This window comes from Streptosporangium sp. NPDC000239, assembly GCF_040300765.1.
Classification (GTDB): Bacteria; Actinomycetota; Actinomycetes; order Streptosporangiales; family Streptosporangiaceae; genus Streptosporangium.
On sequence record NZ_JBEPEI010000013.1, the window covers coordinates 110,047 to 125,694 of the forward strand.

A 15,648-nucleotide genomic window follows, 5' to 3' on the forward strand; every position below is an offset into this window, starting at 1 on the left:
CGCCGTCCTCGTCCGGCGTGCCGCCTGTGGCAGAGTGGGTGGCATGAACAGACTGGCCGAGGCCCAGTCGCCGTACCTCCGCCAGCACGCCGACAACCCCGTCGAATGGTTCGAATGGGGCGAGGAGGCGTTCGCCGAGGCCAGGCGCCGTGACGTTCCCCTGCTGATCTCCGTCGGGTATTCGGCCTGCCACTGGTGCCACGTGATGGCGCACGAGTCGTTCGAGGACCCGGCGACCGCGGCGATGATGAACGAGCGGTTCGTCAACGTGAAGGTGGACCGCGAGGAGCGGCCGGACGTCGACGCGGTCTACATGGCGGCTACCCAGGCCATGACCGGTCAGGGCGGCTGGCCGATGACGGTCTTCGCCACCCCGGAAGGCCACCCCTTCTACACCGGGACCTACTTCCCCAGGGCGCACTTCCAGCGGCTGCTCGCCGGGGTCGCCAACGCCTGGGCCGGTGACCGGGAGGCGGTCGTCGGGCAGAGCTCGACGATCGTGGAGGCGCTGAACGAGCGCAGCGCGCTGCCCACGGGACCGCTGCCGACGGCCAGGACGCTCGCCGAGGCCGTCGAGACGCTCGGCCGGTCCTTCGACCCGGTGCGCGGCGGGTTCGGCGGGGCGCCGAAGTTCCCGCCGTCGATGGTGCTGGAGTTCCTGCTCAGGTACGGCGCCGCCGCCAAGGCGTCTCCCGGCGAGGAGCCCGCGGTCCTGATGGCCGAGCGGACGTTGGAGGCGATGGCCAGGGGCGGGATCTACGACCAGCTCGCCGGCGGGTTCGCCCGCTACAGCGTGGATGCCGACTGGGTGGTGCCGCACTTCGAGAAGATGCTCTACGACAACGCGCTGCTGCTGCGGGTCTACACGCACTGGTGGCGTCTCACCGGGTCGTCCCTGGCCAGGCGGGTCGCGCTGGAGACCGCCGAGTGGCTGCTGGCCGAGATGCGCACCCCCGAGGGGGGCTTCGCCTCGGCCCTGGACGCCGACAGCGAGGGCGTCGAGGGGAAGTTCTACGTCTGGACGCCCGAGGAGATCCGCGAGGTCCTCGGCGAGGAGGACGGTGACTGGGCGGTCGCCCTGTTCGAGGTGACCGGGACGTTCGAGCACGGCACCTCGGTCCTGCAGCTGCTCGCCGACCCCGACGACGCCGAGCGCCTCGCCGACGTGCGCGCCAGGCTGCTGGCCGCCCGGGGCCGCCGGGTACGGCCGGGCAGGGACGACAAGGTCGTGACCGCGTGGAACGGCCTGGCCATAGCCGCGCTCGCCGAGACCGGGGCCCTCTTCCGGCGGGCCGACCTGGTCGAGGCGGCACGGGTCGCGGCCACGCTGATCGACGACCTCCACACGGACGGCGACCGGCTGCTGCGCACCTCGCGTGACGGCAGGGCGGGCGGCAACGCCGGGGTCCTCGAAGACTACGGCGACCTGGCCGAGGGTCTGCTCACCCTGTACGGCGTGACCGGCGAGACCCGCTGGTTCGACCGGGCGGGCGTCCTGCTCGACGCGGTGCTCGACCGCTTCTCCGACGGCTCCGGCGGGTTCTTCGACACCGCCGCCGACGCCGAACGGCTCTTCCAGCGCCCGCAGGACCCCACGGACAACGCCACCCCGTCCGGCCAGTTCGCCGCCGCCGGGGCACTGCTGACCTACGCCGCGCTGACCGGCTCGATCAAACACCGGCAGGCGGCCGAGGAGGCCCTGGGCACGGTGACCGTCCTGGCGGGCAAGCACGCGCGCTTCGCCGGGTGGGGGCTCGCGGTCGCGCAGGCCGCCCTCTCCGGGCCGGTCGAGGTCGCCGTCGTCGGCCCCGCCGGTGACCCGGCGACCACGGCCCTGCACAGGGCCGCCCTGCTGTCGACCGTACCCGGCCTGGTCGTCGCGCTCGGCGAGCCCGGCTCGGCGGGCGCCCCGCTGCTTGAGGGGCGCGGCCTGGTCGGCGGCCTTCCCGCGGCGTACGTGTGCCGGGGGTTCACCTGCAGGATGCCGGTGACCACCCCTTCGGCGCTCAAGACCGAGTTGCTCGCCTGATCCGCCGGGCAGGTCCCAGGGCTCCGCTCTCCTGGGACCTGTTCGCGGATTCACGCCCGCCGCGGTCGCCCGGGCGGCGACCGCTCTCGCAGCCTCAGGGCAGCGGATTCACGCCCGCCGCGGTCGCCCGGACGGCGACCGCTCCACAGGCTCAGAGCAGAGGCCGGTCAGTTCGGGCGGGACTGGGTGACGCTGTCCTGGTTCGGAGCCTGCTCCCTGCCGCCGATTCCCGGCTCGTCGCCGTCGCCCTGATCGTCGCCGTCGCCGTTACCCGGACCGTTGCCCGAGCCGTTGCCCGGCCCGTTGTCCGAGCCGTCGCCCTGGCCGTCGCCGTTGCCGTTGCCGGGGCCGTCGCCGGGGCCGTCGCCGTCCGGTCCGTCGTGGTCGCCGGGCTGCGGGGTGTGGTCGGGGGCCGGGGGTGTCGTCGGGTTCGAGCGCTGGGGCGGCGGGGCGGTGTCGTCCCGGGTCCCGTCGTCCGAATAGTCGCCGGTGTCCGAGCGGTAGGTGTCGCCGTAGTTGGAGTAGCCGTAGTTGGACGGCTCGGCGAACTCCTTGACCGGTTTGCCCGCCATCGCCTCCGTCATGAAGGCGCGCCAGACCTGGGCCGGGTACGTCCCGCCGTACAGGGCGCTGCCGTCCACGACGACCGGCTTGTTGTCGTCGCGGAACATGTCGACGGCCACCGCGAGCTGCGGGGTGAACCCGGCGAACCACACCGAGGCCGACTTGTCGGTGGTGCCGGTCTTCCCGGCGACCGGACGGTCGTAGAGGCGGGCGGCCGAACCGGTCCCCGCGGTGACGACCTGGGTCAGCGCGTAGGTGGCGTCGACGGCGGCCTGCTCGGTGAAGGCCCGCTTCCCCTTGGTCTCGATCTTGGTGGTGTCGCCGTTCGCGTCGGTGATCGAGCGGATCACGTGGGCCTCGCGGTGGACGCCTCCGGCGGCGAAGGTGGCGAACCCCGAGGCGTTCTGCACGGCGCTCACCGAGGCCACGCCCAGCGGGAGCGTGGCGGCGGCGCTGTGCGGGGCCAGCTGGTCGGTGGGGATGCCCGCCTTCTCCGCGGTCTCGACGACCTTGTCCAGGCCGACCTTGCGTCCCAGGTCGACGAAGGCGGTGTTGACCGAGCTCTGGGTCGCCTTGACCAGGTTGATCTGCCCGTAGGAGTATCCGCCGGAGTTCGGGATGCCCTTGCCGTCGGTGGTGATCCGCAGCGGGGAGTTGCCGTCGACCCGGGTGTCGAGGCCGAAGCCGTTGTCCAGGGCGGCGGCCAGCGTGTAGGCCTTGAAGGTGGAGCCCGCCTGGACCTTGGCGCCGAAGGCGTTGTCGTAGGGCTGCCTGCGCCAGTCGCGCCCGCCGTAGAAGGCGACGACCTCGCCGGTCTCCGGATCGACCGCGGCCAGACCGGTGCGGACCTCCTTGGGGGTGCTCTCCGGCAGGACGGAGGTGACGGCGCGCTCGGCGGCGGCCATCAGGTCCTTGTCGAAGGTGGAGACGATCCGCAGGCCGCCCTGGTTGATGGTCTCGTCGGTGTATCCCCTGCGCCTCAGCTCCGCGGCGACCTGGTCGAGCATGTAGCCCTCCTGCCCCTTGGGGGCGAAGATCGGCCTGGACTTCTTGAGCTGGGGGAACGTGGTCGCCGCGGCCTGTTCGGCGGTGAGGGCGCCGGTCTGCCGCATGCCGTCGACCACCGAGCGCCAGCGCGCCCTGGCCGCGTCGAGGTCGGCGCCGGCGGGGTTGGCGAACCGGGAGGGCTGCTGGATCACGGCGGCGAGGTAGGCGCCCTCGGCGACGGTCAGCTTGCTGACGTCCTTGCGGAAGTAGGCGTCCGCGGCGGCCTGGATGCCGTCGGCGTTGCGGCCGAAGTAGATCGTGTTGAGGTACTGCTCAAGCACCCAGTCCTTCGACTTCGACTGGTCGACCTTCAGGGAGATCATGATCTCCTTGAGCTTGCGGACGATGGACCGTTCCTGGCTGAGGCCGCTGTAGTAGTTGCGGACCATCTGCTGGGTGATCGTCGAGCCGCCCTGGAGCTGCCGGCCGGTCAGCGTCGACCACATGGCGCGTACGGTGCCGGTGAGGGAGATGCCCTGGTCCTGGTAGAAGGAGCGGTTCTCCGCGGCGATCACGGCGTTCCTGACGTGCTGCGGGACCTGCTCAAGCGGCACGCGTTTGCGGTTGACGCCCTGCCTGGCCAGCACGGTCTTGCCGTCGCGGTAGTAGATCACCGACCCCTGGGCGGTGGCCTGCGGCTGGGTGCTTCCAGGGATCGGTGTCATCGCCCAGGCGAGGGCGAACGCTCCGGCCAGGGAGATCACGAGCGCTCCGAAGACGATGAGCGCCACCTTCAGGAGCCTTCTCCTGGGTCCGGCCTTGCCCGCCCTCTTCCGGTACTTGAGCACTCGTCCCCCTGTTCCGTCCGCGGCCGACCCCCCGCCGGCCGCACGGAACCGTAAGGGTAAACGATGCATAACGGTGTCTGAGCCTTGCTTGGGATAGTACGGCTAGGTCCTCCCCTGACGCGGCGCGTCGGCCACCAAGGGAAGGACCCGGTATGGCACGGGTGTGTCCAAGGCGATGACCGAGGAGGTCCTGACCACCCCGTGGACCTCCACGATCAGGTCGATCACCCGTTGCAGGTCGGCGTTGCTGCGCGCCACGACCCGGCAGTGCATGTCGTCACCGCCGGTGATCGTGTGGACCTCCAGCACCTCGGGGATGGCGGCGAGCTGGTCGGCGACGGGGACGTGGCCGCTGATCTGCCGGATCTGCAGGGTGACGAACGCCGTCACCACGTAGCCGAGGGCGGCCGGGGCGACGTCGGGGCCGTATCCGGTGATCACGCCCCTGGCGGCCATCCGGTCGAGGCGGGCCTGGACCGTCCCCCTGGCCACCCCGAGCCGCCGGGAGCACTCCAGCACGCCCAGCCGCGGTTCCGCGGCGAGCAGCGCGATGAGCCGCGCGTCAAGGTGATCAATCGTCATTGTGTACAGGTACTCCGGTGGGAGTGGCAGTCGATTGCACACATTGTCCACTAAATAAGCTAACTCTTGCACAACCAGCTCATCGAAACGGACAGTATTCGTATGAGCGACATCTTTCCCGTGAACGGCATGGACGCCGTGGTCTTCGCCGTCGGCAACGCCAAGCAGGCCGCCCACTACTACTCAAGCGCCTTCGGCATGCGGCTGGTGGCCTATCGCGGGCCGGAGAACGGCAGCCGTGAAGAGGTGGCCTACGTCCTCACCTCAGGAAGCGCCCGCTTCGAGTTCCGCGGCGCCGTACGGCCGGGCACCGGGGTCTCCCGGCACGTCGCCGAGCACGGGGACGGCGTGATCGACCTGGCCATCGAGGTCCCGGACGTCGAGGCGGCCTACCGCGGCGCGGTCGCCAGGGGCGCCACGGGCCTCGTCGAGCCGTACACGGTCGAGGACGACCACGGCAAGGTCGTGCTCGCGGCGATCGCCACCTACGGCGAGACCCGGCACACCCTGGTCGACCGCTCCAACTACAGCGGCCCCTACCTTCCCGGGTACGTCGCCGCCCAGCCGATCGTCCCGGGTCCCGACGTGAAGAACGGCCGGGTGTTCCAGGCCGTCGACCACTGCGTGGGCAACGTCGAACTCGGCAAGATGGACGAGTGGGTCGACTTCTACGGCCGGATCATGGGCTTCACCAACATGGCGGAGTTCATCGGTGACGACATCGCGACCGAGTACTCCGCGCTGATGTCGAAGGTGGTCGCCGACGGCAGCCGCAAGGTGAAGTTCCCGCTCAACGAGCCCGCGATCTCCAAGAAGAAGTCGCAGATCGACGAGTACCTGGAGTTCTACGGCGGCCCCGGTGTGCAGCACATCGCGCTGGCCACCAACGACATCCTGACGGCCGTCGACCACATGCGCGCGGCCGGGGTGCAGTTCCTCGACACTCCCGACTCCTACTACGACGACCCCGAGCTGCGGGCCCGCATCGGCCAGGTCAGGGCGCCGATCGAGGAGCTGAAGCAGCGCAAGATCCTCGTGGACCGCGACGAGGACGGCTACCTCCTGCAGATCTTCACCAAGCCGGTGCAGGACCGCCCGACGGTGTTCTTCGAGCTGATCGAGCGGCACGGGTCGCTCGGCTTCGGCAAGGGCAACTTCAAGGCGCTGTTCGAGGCGATCGAGCGCGAGCAGGACCTTCGCGGCAACCTGTAGTCCCTCTCCGGGCGCCCGCGTGTCCCGCGGGCGCCCGGTTTCCCTGTCAACGCCTGTGCGCCTGTGTGGTCTCGCGGGGCGTGAGGGACAACTTGTAACTCCCCTTGGCTTTGGAATAGCCGTTATGCGGTGATTCACGACTTATGGGATCACCGCCATCGGACAGTTCAGGACCTTCCTCCTGGTCCGACCAGCCGCCGGGCCCCGGGCGCCCCGCCGGGCCGTACGGTCCCCGGCACGGCGCGGGACCGCCGGGGCCGGAGTATCCCGGGTACGGCGCCGGGCCGCCCAGGCTCGGCGGACGCTGGCGCCGGCTGTTCGCCGGAATCCTGGACATCATCATCGTCGGGATCATCTCCTCGCCCTTCACCTACGAGTCGTTCAACACCGTGTGGGACACGAAGAAGGGCGTCTTCGTCCAGATCCCCGTGCAGCACACGCTGCTGGCGAGCGTGGTCGGCTTCCTCTACTACTGGCTGCTGACCGCCTTCTGGGACGGCAGGACCGTGGGCAAGAAGCTGTTCGGGCTGCGCGTGACCGACATCAGCGGGCGCAGGGTCGGCGTCGGACAGGCCGCGCTCCGCGAACTGGTCGCGTGGGTGCTGTACGCCACCTGCTGCCTGGGATGGATCAACCTCGCCTTCATCCTCTTCACCAGCCGCAAACAGGCCATCCACGACATGGCGGCCAAGACCGTGGTCGTTGATTCCTGATCATCTGAGCTCCCCCGTCTCGCTCGCGTAGTGTGCGACAGGACGCCCGGCACGACCGGGCGCGGGAGGGGGATCTGTGATCATGGCGTCCGGCAGGCTCGCAGTCGTGGCGACAGCGGTGCTCATCGGGACAATCGGCGCCTGCGGGTCGGCGTCGCAGGGGGAAAGCGGCTCCACCACGGTCGTCGCCGACGGCTCCATGCCCGATGAGGAGGTGGCGGCCCGGCACGCGGGCAGGGCGGGAGCGGCCGGCATCGGCGATCCCGACTTCCCCAACGACGGCAACGGCGGCTACGACGTCGGCCACTACCGACTCAAGATCGACTACGACCCGGAGCGGAAGTACCTCTCCGGTGTCGCGGGCATCCAGGCCAAGGCGACCCAGAACCTGTCCAGGTTCGACCTCGACCTGTCCGGCTTCACGGTCGGCAAGGTCACCGTGAACGGCGCCCCCGCGCGTTTCTCCCGTTCCGGGGACGAACTCGTCGTGACCCCGCCCAGGATGATTCCCGACAGGTCGGCCTTCACCGTCGAGGTCACCTACGCCGGGGAGCCGAAGCCGGTGCGCAACTCCCCCAACCTCGGGACGTACGGGTTCATCCCCACCTCGGACGGCGCGTTCGTCGCCTGCGAGCCCAACGGCGCGCGGACCTGGTTCCCCGGCAACGACCACCCCGCCGACAAGGCGCGCTACGACTTCGAGATCACCGTCCCCGAGGGCGTGACCGCGCTGGCCAACGGCGAACAGGTCGGCAGCCCGGTCACCTCGGACGGGAAGACGACCTACAACTGGCGGGAGAGCCACCCGATGGCGAGCTACCTCGCCACCGTGACGATGGGCAGGTTCGAGCTGCGCGAGGGCAGGACGGCTCTGGGCACCAAGAACGTGGCGGCCGTCGATCCGCGCTACAGCGGCTCGCTCAACCGGCTCTACAACCAGTCGGCCAAGATCACCGACTACTGGAGCAAGGTGTTCGGCCCCTATCCGTTCTCCTCGACCGGCGGTGTGATCGACGACTTCCCCGCGGGTTACGCCCTGGAGAACCAGACGAAGCCGATGTACGGCGGTTTCAACCCCGGTGACGACGTCATCGCCCACGAGCTGGCCCACCAGTGGTTCGGCGACAGCATGAGCATCAGGCGCTGGCGGGACCTGTGGCTCAACGAGGGCTTCGCCACCTACGCCGAGTGGCTCTGGTCCGAGCACAAGGGCAACGCCAGCGCCGAGCGGATCTTCCGCAACCGCTACGCGGTCGACTCCGGTGCCGCCATCTGGAAGTACGCCCCGGGCCGCGCCAAGCCGGACGACCTGTTCAACGACTCGGTCTACACCCGGGGTGCCATGACGCTGCACGCCCTCAGGCAGCGGATCGGCGACCCGGCGTTCTTCCGGGTGCTGAAGACCTGGAACGCCGAGCACAAGTACGGCTACGTCACGACCCCGGAGTTCGTCGCGCTGTCCGAACGGATCTCCGGAAAGCAGCTCGACGACCTCTTCGACGCGTGGCTGTTCACTCCGAGGAAGCCGACCACCTGGTAGGCGGGCCGGGGTCAGTCGCAGATGACCCGGTAGCCGTCCTGGCGCAGGGACCCGAGCACCTCGTCCGAGTGGGCGGGGCCCTTGGTCTCCAGCTGTAGCTGGACCTCGGCCTCGCCCAGGTGCACGCCGATCCGTTCGTGCGCGATGTCGAGCACGTTGGCGCCCAGGCCGGCCAGTTCGGCCAGCAGGCCGGCCAACTCCCCCGGGCGGTCGGACAGCGGGACGCGCAGGGTCAGATAGCGCCCGGCCGCCGCCAGCCCCCGCCTGAGGATCTTCGACAGCAGCAGCGGGTCGATGTTGCCCCCGGACAGCACCGCGACCACGGGCGGTTCGAACACGTGCGGATGGGCCAGGATCGCGGCCACCCCCGCCACGCCCGCGGGCTCGACGACCTGCTTGGCGCGTTCGAGGCACAGCAGCAGCGCCTGGGATATCTCGCTCTCCGAGACCGTGAGGACGCTGTCCACCAGATAGTGGATCAGCTCGAAGGGCAGCTCTCCCGGGCGGCCGACCGCGATGCCGTCCGCCATGGTCGTGGCGGGCGGGACCGTGACCGGCTCGCCCCTGGCCAGCGAGGCCGGGTAGGCGGCGGCCCGCTCCGCCTGGACCGCGATGATCCGCACGCCGGGCCGCAGCGACTTGACGGCCAGCGCCACCCCGGCGGCCAGCCCACCACCACCCAGGGAGACCACGATCGTGCCCGTCTCGGGAAGCTGTTCCAGGATCTCAAGCCCGATGGTGCCCTGCCCGGCGATGACGTCCGGGTGGTCGAAGGGGTGGATGAACACCGCCCCGGTCCGTTCGGCGTGCTCGACGGCGCTGGCCAGGGCGGTGTCCACGGTGTCACCCGAGAAGACCACCCGCGCGCCGTAGGAGTTGGTCGCGGCGACCTTGGGCAGGGGCGCGCCGTGCGGCATGTAGACCGTGGAGGAGGTGCCGACCAGACCGGAGCCGAGCGCGACGCCCTGGGCGTGGTTGCCCGCGCTGGCCGCGACCACGCCCCGGGCCCGCTCCTCCTCGGTCAGGCCCGCGATCCTGACGTAGGCCCCGCGCACCTTGAACGATCCGGAACGCTGGAGGTTCTCGCACTTGAGGTGGACGGGGCCGCCGATGGCCGCCGAGAGGACGTGCGAGTGCACCAGAGGGGTTCGCAGGGCCACATCGGCCAGTAGTTCGCGGGCGGCGACCACGTCGTCGTAGGTCACCTGACGGTCTGACATGCGGGACATCCTGCCACCACCCGGTGGCTTTCCCCCGCGCTTCGCCGGTCATACCCGGGTGTCGACGGTGCTGATCTCGGGGTTTTCCCCGTGTCACACCGGCCGGACCGGTTTCATGGACGGGCGCCGGACAGGCCTGTCCGTGCCGTGTGCGTGCCGTACACGGAAAATCTTGGATAAGTCAAAATAACCGAGCTATCAAATATTTTGATCGCTTAAATACCTGTCGCCGCCTCAGTATGCTCAGCACATGGCAGACGACAGTGACAAGACCACCGTCGCCGAGCAGGTGTGGCGCAGCATGTTCGGATTCATCATGCACACTCGGCCCCGCAGGGACGCCGTGCTCACCGGACTCGGACTGACCCCCACCGAGGCCAAGGCGCTGGACTCCCTCGACGGGGAGACCGGCCGCACCATGAAGGAACTGGCAGCCGAGTGGGGCTGCGACGCCTCGACCGCGACCTGGACCGTGGACCGGCTCGAACGCCTCCACATGGCCGAACGGCGTCCGCGCCCCGGTGACCGGCGCGTCAGACTCGTGGTCCTGACCCCGCTGGGCGTGACGACGAAGGAGGAGATGACCAGGGGGATGCACATGACACCCCCAGAGCTGCTCGACCTCGGCGAGGAGGAGCTGCGCGCCCTGCGCGCCCTGCTCACCAAACTCCCCGGGGGCACCCGGTCTCCCGCCTGACCGGCCGGGCCTGACCATACTTCGCCGGGCGAAGCATGGTCTCTCTCATGGTCAAAGGATCACCGGTGGTCAGCGAGCCGACCTACTCCATCCTCGCCTGCCTGCTCGACGGACCGCCGCACGGACACGGGGTCATCAAGCAGACCTTTGAACTGTCGGAGAACCGGGTGAGGCCGCCGGTCGGCACGCTGTACGGCGCGCTGGACCGGCTCACGGCGAACGGCTGATCGCCGTGGACCGCGAGGAGATCGTCAACGGCAGGCCGCGGAGACACTTCCGGCTCACCGACGAGGGAAAGTCCCTGGTGACGGCGGAGGCTCCGCGCATGCGGAGGACGGCTCAGATCGTGACCGGGCGAACCATGCCCGGACCGGCGTTCTCATGACCGCCGCCATGGGTCCCCACGCTCCGACGGGGGTGGGCGTGGGGCTCCTGGAACGACGCTACCGGCGGCTGCTGCTGGGTTGTCCCCGTTCGTACAGGGATGCCCACAGGGACGAACCGGTCGCGACCCTGCTGGAGACCGCGGAGCCGGGACGCGTCCCTGGTCGTCGGCGGGCCGCGGACCAGGGCAGCCCACGTCGAGTCTGGTCGAGCGCGACGGCTGGAAGCGCTTCCAGGCCCGAACTCCAGAAGCTTCCCGAGGCGGCCACGCCGCACCTGGACAGGGAGATCAGGGCGTCCCTTGAGGACCCGGAGTGCGGCAGGGGCTTCTCCACCGCCTTCCCGCCCAGGCGCAGGCAGATCATGGAGAGGACCCTTCAGGAGTCCGGCTGGAAGGACGGGCTGCTGCGGTGGGAACCCCTCCGGGGAACGGCCGGTGAACGGCCCGCTCCCGGCCTATGGACGCTGGGTGGCGGATAGGCAATCATCTACCGATGAAATCGCTCCCCCTCACGTCGGGCATCATCGGCGGCGTGCTCGTAGTCGGTGTCGCAGGCTGGATGATCTGGCAGTTACAGGAGCCGGACTCGACGGGCCTCGCGCGTGAGCCGGTCGTCGTCGTCGGCGACAAGACGCGCGCCTCCCTGATGGAGGCCATCGACCGGTACCTGGAGACGGCCGATCCCAAGCGGGAGAAGCCCCAGGTGCTGGCCGCGTTGAAGCCGGAACTCAAGCCCAGGATGTTCTGTCACGAGAACCTCGTCGAGGTTCGGAAGAAGAGCGAGAGCCAGCAGCTCGTCGGCATCGCCGCCTCGTGCGAGGAGTACGCCCGGGTCGGGCAGAAGCTCCTGGCCAGCAGCCAGTACAAGAACCTGTCACTGCTGACCGTCGAACCGAACGGCGAGACCTACCGCGTCATCGACATCCAGGAGGCCCTTGAGGGGGACCTGGTGCGCTCCTCGGTGCGGGAGATGTTCTCCGCCGAAGGGGCGCCCCGGGCCCTGGAGATCAGCGACTCCGACTTCTCCGCGCTGAGCGAGGAGAACCGGGTCGAGGGCCGCAAGGTGTTCGGCCTGCCGCCGAACGCCGAGATCCAGCTCTACCAGCCTTCGTAGGGGTTCCCCCTCATTCGAGGCTCTTCGGCGTCGGACTCCCCTCGCCGACGTGTGACCCGCCGCTCGCCGGGGCTCCGGACAACCCCCACATGTCCCGAACCCGGCGCGCCGCGGCTGTTTTTTCAGCCCCCGGTACGGTGCCAGAATCACGTCCATGATCACCGTCCGCCCCTACCTCCCCGAAGACCGTGCCGCCGTGCTCGCGCTGGCCCCCCGCCTGGCCGAGGGAGTCGCGACCTGGCGGGACCCCGGCGCCGTGGGCACCGCCGTACTCGGCTGGGTGACCGGGTCCCTGGAACGGACGGGCAACGACGACCATGGAACGTTCGTGGCGGTTCACGACGGCCATGTCGCGGGGTTCGTCACGGTCACCGTCCGCACGCACTTCACCGGCGCACGGGACGCCTACGTCGGCGAACTCGTCGTCTCCCCCGAGGCCGAACGCACGGGTGTGGGAAGCGCCCTGATGTCCGCGGCCGAGTCATGGGCACGCGCGCACGGCCTGCACCGCGTGACCCTGGAGACCGGCGCCGCCAACCTCCCCGCCCGCGCCTTCTACCGCTCCCTGAGCTTCACCGAAGAAGACGTACGGCTGAGCAAACCGATCTGACCCGATTCGATCTGTACCTTCCCACCACCGCGAACCGGAGGCCCGAGCTTTCCCCGCGCCGCGCACGAAGAGTTCAACAGACTTTTCCGGCACCACACGCGAGGGTTCTCCGGACCTTACCGGCACCATGCGTGAAGGTTCGGCCCACTTTTTCCGAGCACCGTCCGTGAGGACTTTGTCTTCGCCCTTCCCGATACCGCGCGGAGAGGTTCGCCCCGCGCTTCCCGACGCCAAGGACCTGCGCCTTCCCCATGCCAAGCCCAGGGGTTCGACCTGCGCTTTCCGGTGTCGTGCGTGAAGGGTTTGCTTGTGCCTTACCGGCCCCAAGCGTGAGGGGTGTCCGGCTTGGGCGCGTCGGTGCTTGGACTGAGGAACGCAGGAGCGAAGCGACGAAGAGACGAGGGAAAGCACCGACTCAGGGCGCCCGAGCCCGCGACGCCGCAGGCGGCGCAAAGGAACACAGTATGGCTTGAATGAGCACACCCAAGAAGTGAAAAATTGCCGTACCGGTCTGTTCCATCCGACGGTGTCCCGGCACGAAAACGCCTGGTACCGTCCCCCTCACCATGAGTTATGGATTATTTGTCGGACTGCTTTCGAGGTCAGAGTTCCCGTGAAAAGGATTCCCAGGTCAGAGTGGGCAGGACAATGACAGTTGATTGGTTTTCCCGGTCTGGTTTCCGTTCCCCTCCCGATGCCGGGACGACACCGGGAACCGGGTCACCGGCGTCCCTGAGGGGTCACGATGGGTGACGTCCCCTCCCTCGACCCCGGTTCTCCTCGTGTGCGGTTCGGCGTGGAGATGCGGCGCCTGCGCGAGGCGGCGCACCTGTCCCAGTCCGCCGTCGCCGCCCGTCTCGGATGCACGCAGACCCAGATCAGCAGGCTGGAGATGGCCACCCGTACCCCGTCGAGGGCGGACGCGGAGAAGCTGGACCAGATTTTCAACCTGGCCGAAAGACAGCATTTCGTCGGTCTGCACCGGCGCATCGTGGCCAGACCGGGCGGCCCGAAGTGGTTCATGGGCTGGGTTGAGGAGATCGAACCCAATGCGCTGGCCCTGCACTCCTGGGACCCCCTGCTGGTTCCCGGGCTGTTGCAGACCGAGGCCTACGCGCGGCGGATCTTCAGCCTGGAGCCGAGGATCACCGCCACCGAGGTGGACGAACGCGTCCAGGCCCGCATGCGCAGGCGGCAGATCCTCGACCAGCGGAACCCTCCCTCCCTGCTGGTCCTCATGGACACGGGTGTGCTGCGGCGCCCGGTCGGCGGCCCCGAGGTGATGCGGGAGCAGCTCGACCATCTGCTCGACGCGGTGAGACACCCCTCTGTCTCCCTTCAGCTCGTCGCCCCGGAATGCCTGCCGGGAATGCTCGGCGCTTTCATGATCGCAAAACTTCCGAACGGCGATCCCGACATCGTCCATGTGGATTCTTCGGCAGATGGACGGGTTTCCTCCGAGCGCGAGACCGTCGCCTCCGTCTGGAAACGCTATGAAGCCATACGACTGTGGGCCTATCCTGAGCACGCATCCCTCCGCATGATCGAGGAAGTGAAAAAGGAATGGACCTGAGCACCACTGTGTGGCGAAAGTCCTCACTCTCCGGCGGAAACGGTGGGCAGTGTGTCGAGGTCGCCGGTCTGACAGGCGGCACGGCGGTGCGTGACAGCAAGAACCCCGACGGGCCCAGCCTTCTCTTCACCGCCGCCGAATGGCGGACGTTCGTCGAAGGCGTCAAAACCGGTGAGTTCGACAGGTTGGTCTAGGGTTTTTTCCTGATCGGTCACAGGACGACGCGTCGGATGACACCGGCCCGCCCCTCACGGTGCGGGGACCGGTGTCATCTCATGCCAGAGGAAGGTAAACAGGAATGGACCTGAGCACCACCGCATGGCGAAAGTCCTCATTCTCCGGAGGAAGCGCCGGGGCCCCCGAGCTCGCCCGGCTCACTTGATGCGCGGGAGCCGGGTCGCCGGCGTCCTCGTGCTGCTGGCGACGGTCTCCGCCTGTGGCCAGAGCGCCGTGAGCGCCCGGATCCCCGCTCCGGCGCCGTCGTCCTCGCCGCCTTCGTCCCTGGCCGCGTCGGTCTCGGCGCCGTCGTCGCCCGTTCCCCGGCCCGCCGTGACGGTCGGTCCCGGGGTGCCCGGCAAGAAGACCAAGGGGTGCCCGGTGACCAAGCTGCGCAGCCGGGGTGACATGCCGCAGGACGTGGGCGAACAGTTCCGGCAGGAGCAGCTGACCCCCGGCGACTGGTACGGCGTGGGCGGCCTGTGGACGTTGCTGGACACGACCGACGTCGCCTACAAGCGTTCCGGCGAGACGGTGGCCGTCAAGACGGTGTGGTGGCGGGATCGTGACGAGGCGTTGACGGTCGAGGCCGTCTCGGTCAAGACGGGTGAGACCGTGCGGGGGGAGAGCCCCGGCCCCTACCCGGTGCCCGGTGTGCAGCCCATCTCACTGCCGCTTCCCCATCTTGGCTGCTGGCATGTGTCCGCCTCTCTCGGCGGAACAAAGGTCAGTTTCATCACCGACGTGGCCCGCATCGGGGTTCTTGACTGACCAAAACATCCGAATAAATCCCCGAAACTCCCCAAGGGGGATCATAAACGGAAATATAACCCTCCGTTATGATAAAAAGCTATATAAGCGGAGGGGAGTCGCGTGTTGACGATGTGTTCTCGTCGTGGACACGCCGAAGCGGGGTTCGGTCCGGCATCACGGGACGCCGGACCGGAGCCTTTTTCGCGGATTCCCCTGAAGCGGGAAACGGCTGGGAGCACGGCACCGAAGGCGGCAACGCCGCGAATCCTCACCGACTCGGCCCCCGAGGAACCCCGTGCCGACGACTGAATCTCGGCCCCGGCGGTCGCCACAGGGCCGGTTCTCACGTCGCCGACGCTCCGCCGGACAACACGAACGCATCAGGTTCCCCAATCGCCCCGGCGAGGACGATCCATGGCCCCTGCAGGCCCGTTTCACGATCCGATCACTCGCGACAAGGAACAGCGCGCCGCCGTACACCGCCCATCATCCGCTTGTCCGATAAACGGAAGCGGGGAGGGAGGGGTGCCCGCGCTCGTCGCCCGCGTGCCGGGCCGGACGGCACGCGGGCGGACGCCCCGAAGGGCCACGGTGACGCAGCGGGT

At 69.0% G+C, this 15,648-nt stretch carries 15 protein-coding genes; 12 read left to right on the forward strand and 3 right to left on the reverse strand.

Going from position 1 to position 15,648, the window contains the following annotated elements; translation table 11 throughout:
- Window positions 1–43: 43 nt before the first annotated feature.
- Entirely contained in the window at window positions 44–2,029 is a 1,986-nt protein-coding gene (locus ABT340_RS28065; protein ID WP_352013832.1) for a thioredoxin domain-containing protein, read from the forward strand.
- Window positions 2,030–2,196: 167 nt separating this feature from the next.
- Here ABT340_RS28065 and ABT340_RS28070 read toward each other — a convergent pair whose 3' ends face one another.
- Both ABT340_RS28070 and ABT340_RS28075 read right to left on the reverse strand, forming a co-directional pair.
- A complete protein-coding gene (locus ABT340_RS28070; RefSeq protein ID WP_352013833.1) occupies window positions 2,197–4,428 on the reverse strand; it encodes a transglycosylase domain-containing protein in 2,232 nt (743 codons plus the stop codon).
- A gap of 102 nt (window positions 4,429–4,530) precedes the next feature.
- The gene (locus tag ABT340_RS28075) at window positions 4,531–5,010 is read right to left on the reverse strand and encodes an Lrp/AsnC family transcriptional regulator (protein ID WP_352013834.1); all 480 of its coding nucleotides are present in this window, start codon (window positions 5,008–5,010) and stop codon (window positions 4,531–4,533) included.
- A 102-nt stretch (window positions 5,011–5,112) separates the two neighbouring features.
- Between ABT340_RS28075 and hppD the strand changes: the two genes are divergently transcribed.
- The 3 genes from hppD (at window position 5,113) to ABT340_RS28090 (ending at window position 8,475) form a co-directional block, all read left to right on the forward strand.
- Window positions 5,113–6,222: a 4-hydroxyphenylpyruvate dioxygenase gene (gene hppD, locus ABT340_RS28080; RefSeq protein WP_352013835.1), complete on the forward strand. Its 1,110-nt coding sequence runs from the start codon at window positions 5,113–5,115 to the stop codon at window positions 6,220–6,222.
- A gap of 143 nt (window positions 6,223–6,365) precedes the next feature.
- On the forward strand, window positions 6,366–6,935 hold the full coding sequence (locus tag ABT340_RS28085; RefSeq protein ID WP_352013836.1) for an RDD family protein: 570 nt from the start codon (window positions 6,366–6,368) through the stop codon (window positions 6,933–6,935).
- 82 nt (window positions 6,936–7,017) lie between these two features.
- Complete coding sequence (locus tag ABT340_RS28090; protein WP_352013937.1) at window positions 7,018–8,475, forward strand: M1 family metallopeptidase; 1,458 nt, start codon at window positions 7,018–7,020, stop codon at window positions 8,473–8,475.
- 11 nt (window positions 8,476–8,486) lie between these two features.
- On the opposite strand, the gene ilvA is transcribed toward ABT340_RS28090, so the two are convergent.
- The gene (gene ilvA, locus ABT340_RS28095) at window positions 8,487–9,695 is read right to left on the reverse strand and encodes a threonine ammonia-lyase (protein WP_352013837.1); all 1,209 of its coding nucleotides are present in this window, start codon (window positions 9,693–9,695) and stop codon (window positions 8,487–8,489) included.
- 250 nt (window positions 9,696–9,945) lie between these two features.
- Here ilvA and ABT340_RS28100 point away from each other — a divergent pair, with 250 nt between their 5' ends.
- The 8 genes from ABT340_RS28100 (at window position 9,946) to ABT340_RS28135 (ending at window position 15,061) form a co-directional block, all read left to right on the forward strand.
- Window positions 9,946–10,392, forward strand: a complete 447-nt coding sequence (locus tag ABT340_RS28100) for a MarR family winged helix-turn-helix transcriptional regulator (protein WP_352013838.1) — start codon at window positions 9,946–9,948, stop codon at window positions 10,390–10,392.
- A 47-nt stretch (window positions 10,393–10,439) separates the two neighbouring features.
- Entirely contained in the window at window positions 10,440–10,619 is a 180-nt protein-coding gene (locus ABT340_RS28105) for a PadR family transcriptional regulator (protein ID WP_352013839.1), read from the forward strand.
- A gap of 154 nt (window positions 10,620–10,773) precedes the next feature.
- On the forward strand, window positions 10,774–11,256 hold the full coding sequence (locus ABT340_RS28110) for a hypothetical protein (RefSeq protein ID WP_352013840.1): 483 nt from the start codon (window positions 10,774–10,776) through the stop codon (window positions 11,254–11,256).
- 14 nt (window positions 11,257–11,270) lie between these two features.
- Window positions 11,271–11,891, forward strand: coding sequence for a hypothetical protein (locus ABT340_RS28115; protein WP_352013841.1), 621 nt, complete (start codon window positions 11,271–11,273; stop codon window positions 11,889–11,891).
- Between the two features lie 154 nt (window positions 11,892–12,045).
- Window positions 12,046–12,501 carry a GNAT family N-acetyltransferase gene (locus ABT340_RS28120; RefSeq protein ID WP_352013842.1) on the forward strand — a complete coding sequence of 152 codons (456 nt, stop codon included), beginning with the start codon at window positions 12,046–12,048 and terminating at the stop codon, window positions 12,499–12,501.
- A 745-nt stretch (window positions 12,502–13,246) separates the two neighbouring features.
- Window positions 13,247–14,074: a helix-turn-helix domain-containing protein gene (locus ABT340_RS28125; RefSeq protein WP_352013843.1), complete on the forward strand. Its 828-nt coding sequence runs from the start codon at window positions 13,247–13,249 to the stop codon at window positions 14,072–14,074.
- The gene (locus ABT340_RS28130; RefSeq protein WP_352013845.1) at window positions 14,065–14,268 is read left to right on the forward strand and encodes a DUF397 domain-containing protein; all 204 of its coding nucleotides are present in this window, start codon (window positions 14,065–14,067) and stop codon (window positions 14,266–14,268) included. The genes ABT340_RS28125 and ABT340_RS28130 overlap by 10 nt, the downstream gene beginning before the upstream one ends.
- 187 nt (window positions 14,269–14,455) lie before the next feature.
- Window positions 14,456–15,061: a hypothetical protein gene (locus ABT340_RS28135; protein WP_352013846.1), complete on the forward strand. Its 606-nt coding sequence runs from the start codon at window positions 14,456–14,458 to the stop codon at window positions 15,059–15,061.
- The last annotated feature ends 587 nt before the right edge of the window (window positions 15,062–15,648 follow it).

Bases quoted from the DNA above. Each gene is read 5' to 3' on its own strand.
- ABT340_RS28065 (WP_352013832.1), top strand. From the start codon at position 44: ATGAACAGACTGGCCGAGGCCCAGTCGCCGTACCTCCGCCAGCACGCC.
- ABT340_RS28075 (WP_352013834.1), bottom strand. From the start codon at position 5,010: ATGACGATTGATCACCTTGACGCGCGGCTCATCGCGCTGCTCGCCGCG.
- hppD (WP_352013835.1), top strand. From the start codon at position 5,113: ATGAGCGACATCTTTCCCGTGAACGGCATGGACGCCGTGGTCTTCGCC.
- ABT340_RS28085 (WP_352013836.1), top strand. From the start codon at position 6,366: ATGGGATCACCGCCATCGGACAGTTCAGGACCTTCCTCCTGGTCCGAC.
- ABT340_RS28090 (WP_352013937.1), top strand. From the start codon at position 7,018: ATGGCGTCCGGCAGGCTCGCAGTCGTGGCGACAGCGGTGCTCATCGGG.
- ilvA (WP_352013837.1), bottom strand. From the start codon at position 9,695: ATGTCAGACCGTCAGGTGACCTACGACGACGTGGTCGCCGCCCGCGAA.
- ABT340_RS28100 (WP_352013838.1), top strand. From the start codon at position 9,946: ATGGCAGACGACAGTGACAAGACCACCGTCGCCGAGCAGGTGTGGCGC.
- ABT340_RS28105 (WP_352013839.1), top strand. From the start codon at position 10,440: ATGGTCAAAGGATCACCGGTGGTCAGCGAGCCGACCTACTCCATCCTC.
- ABT340_RS28110 (WP_352013840.1), top strand. From the start codon at position 10,774: ATGACCGCCGCCATGGGTCCCCACGCTCCGACGGGGGTGGGCGTGGGG.
- ABT340_RS28115 (WP_352013841.1), top strand. From the start codon at position 11,271: ATGAAATCGCTCCCCCTCACGTCGGGCATCATCGGCGGCGTGCTCGTA.
- ABT340_RS28120 (WP_352013842.1), top strand. From the start codon at position 12,046: ATGATCACCGTCCGCCCCTACCTCCCCGAAGACCGTGCCGCCGTGCTC.
- ABT340_RS28125 (WP_352013843.1), top strand. From the start codon at position 13,247: ATGGGTGACGTCCCCTCCCTCGACCCCGGTTCTCCTCGTGTGCGGTTC.
- ABT340_RS28130 (WP_352013845.1), top strand. From the start codon at position 14,065: ATGGACCTGAGCACCACTGTGTGGCGAAAGTCCTCACTCTCCGGCGGA.
- ABT340_RS28135 (WP_352013846.1), top strand. From the start codon at position 14,456: ATGCGCGGGAGCCGGGTCGCCGGCGTCCTCGTGCTGCTGGCGACGGTC.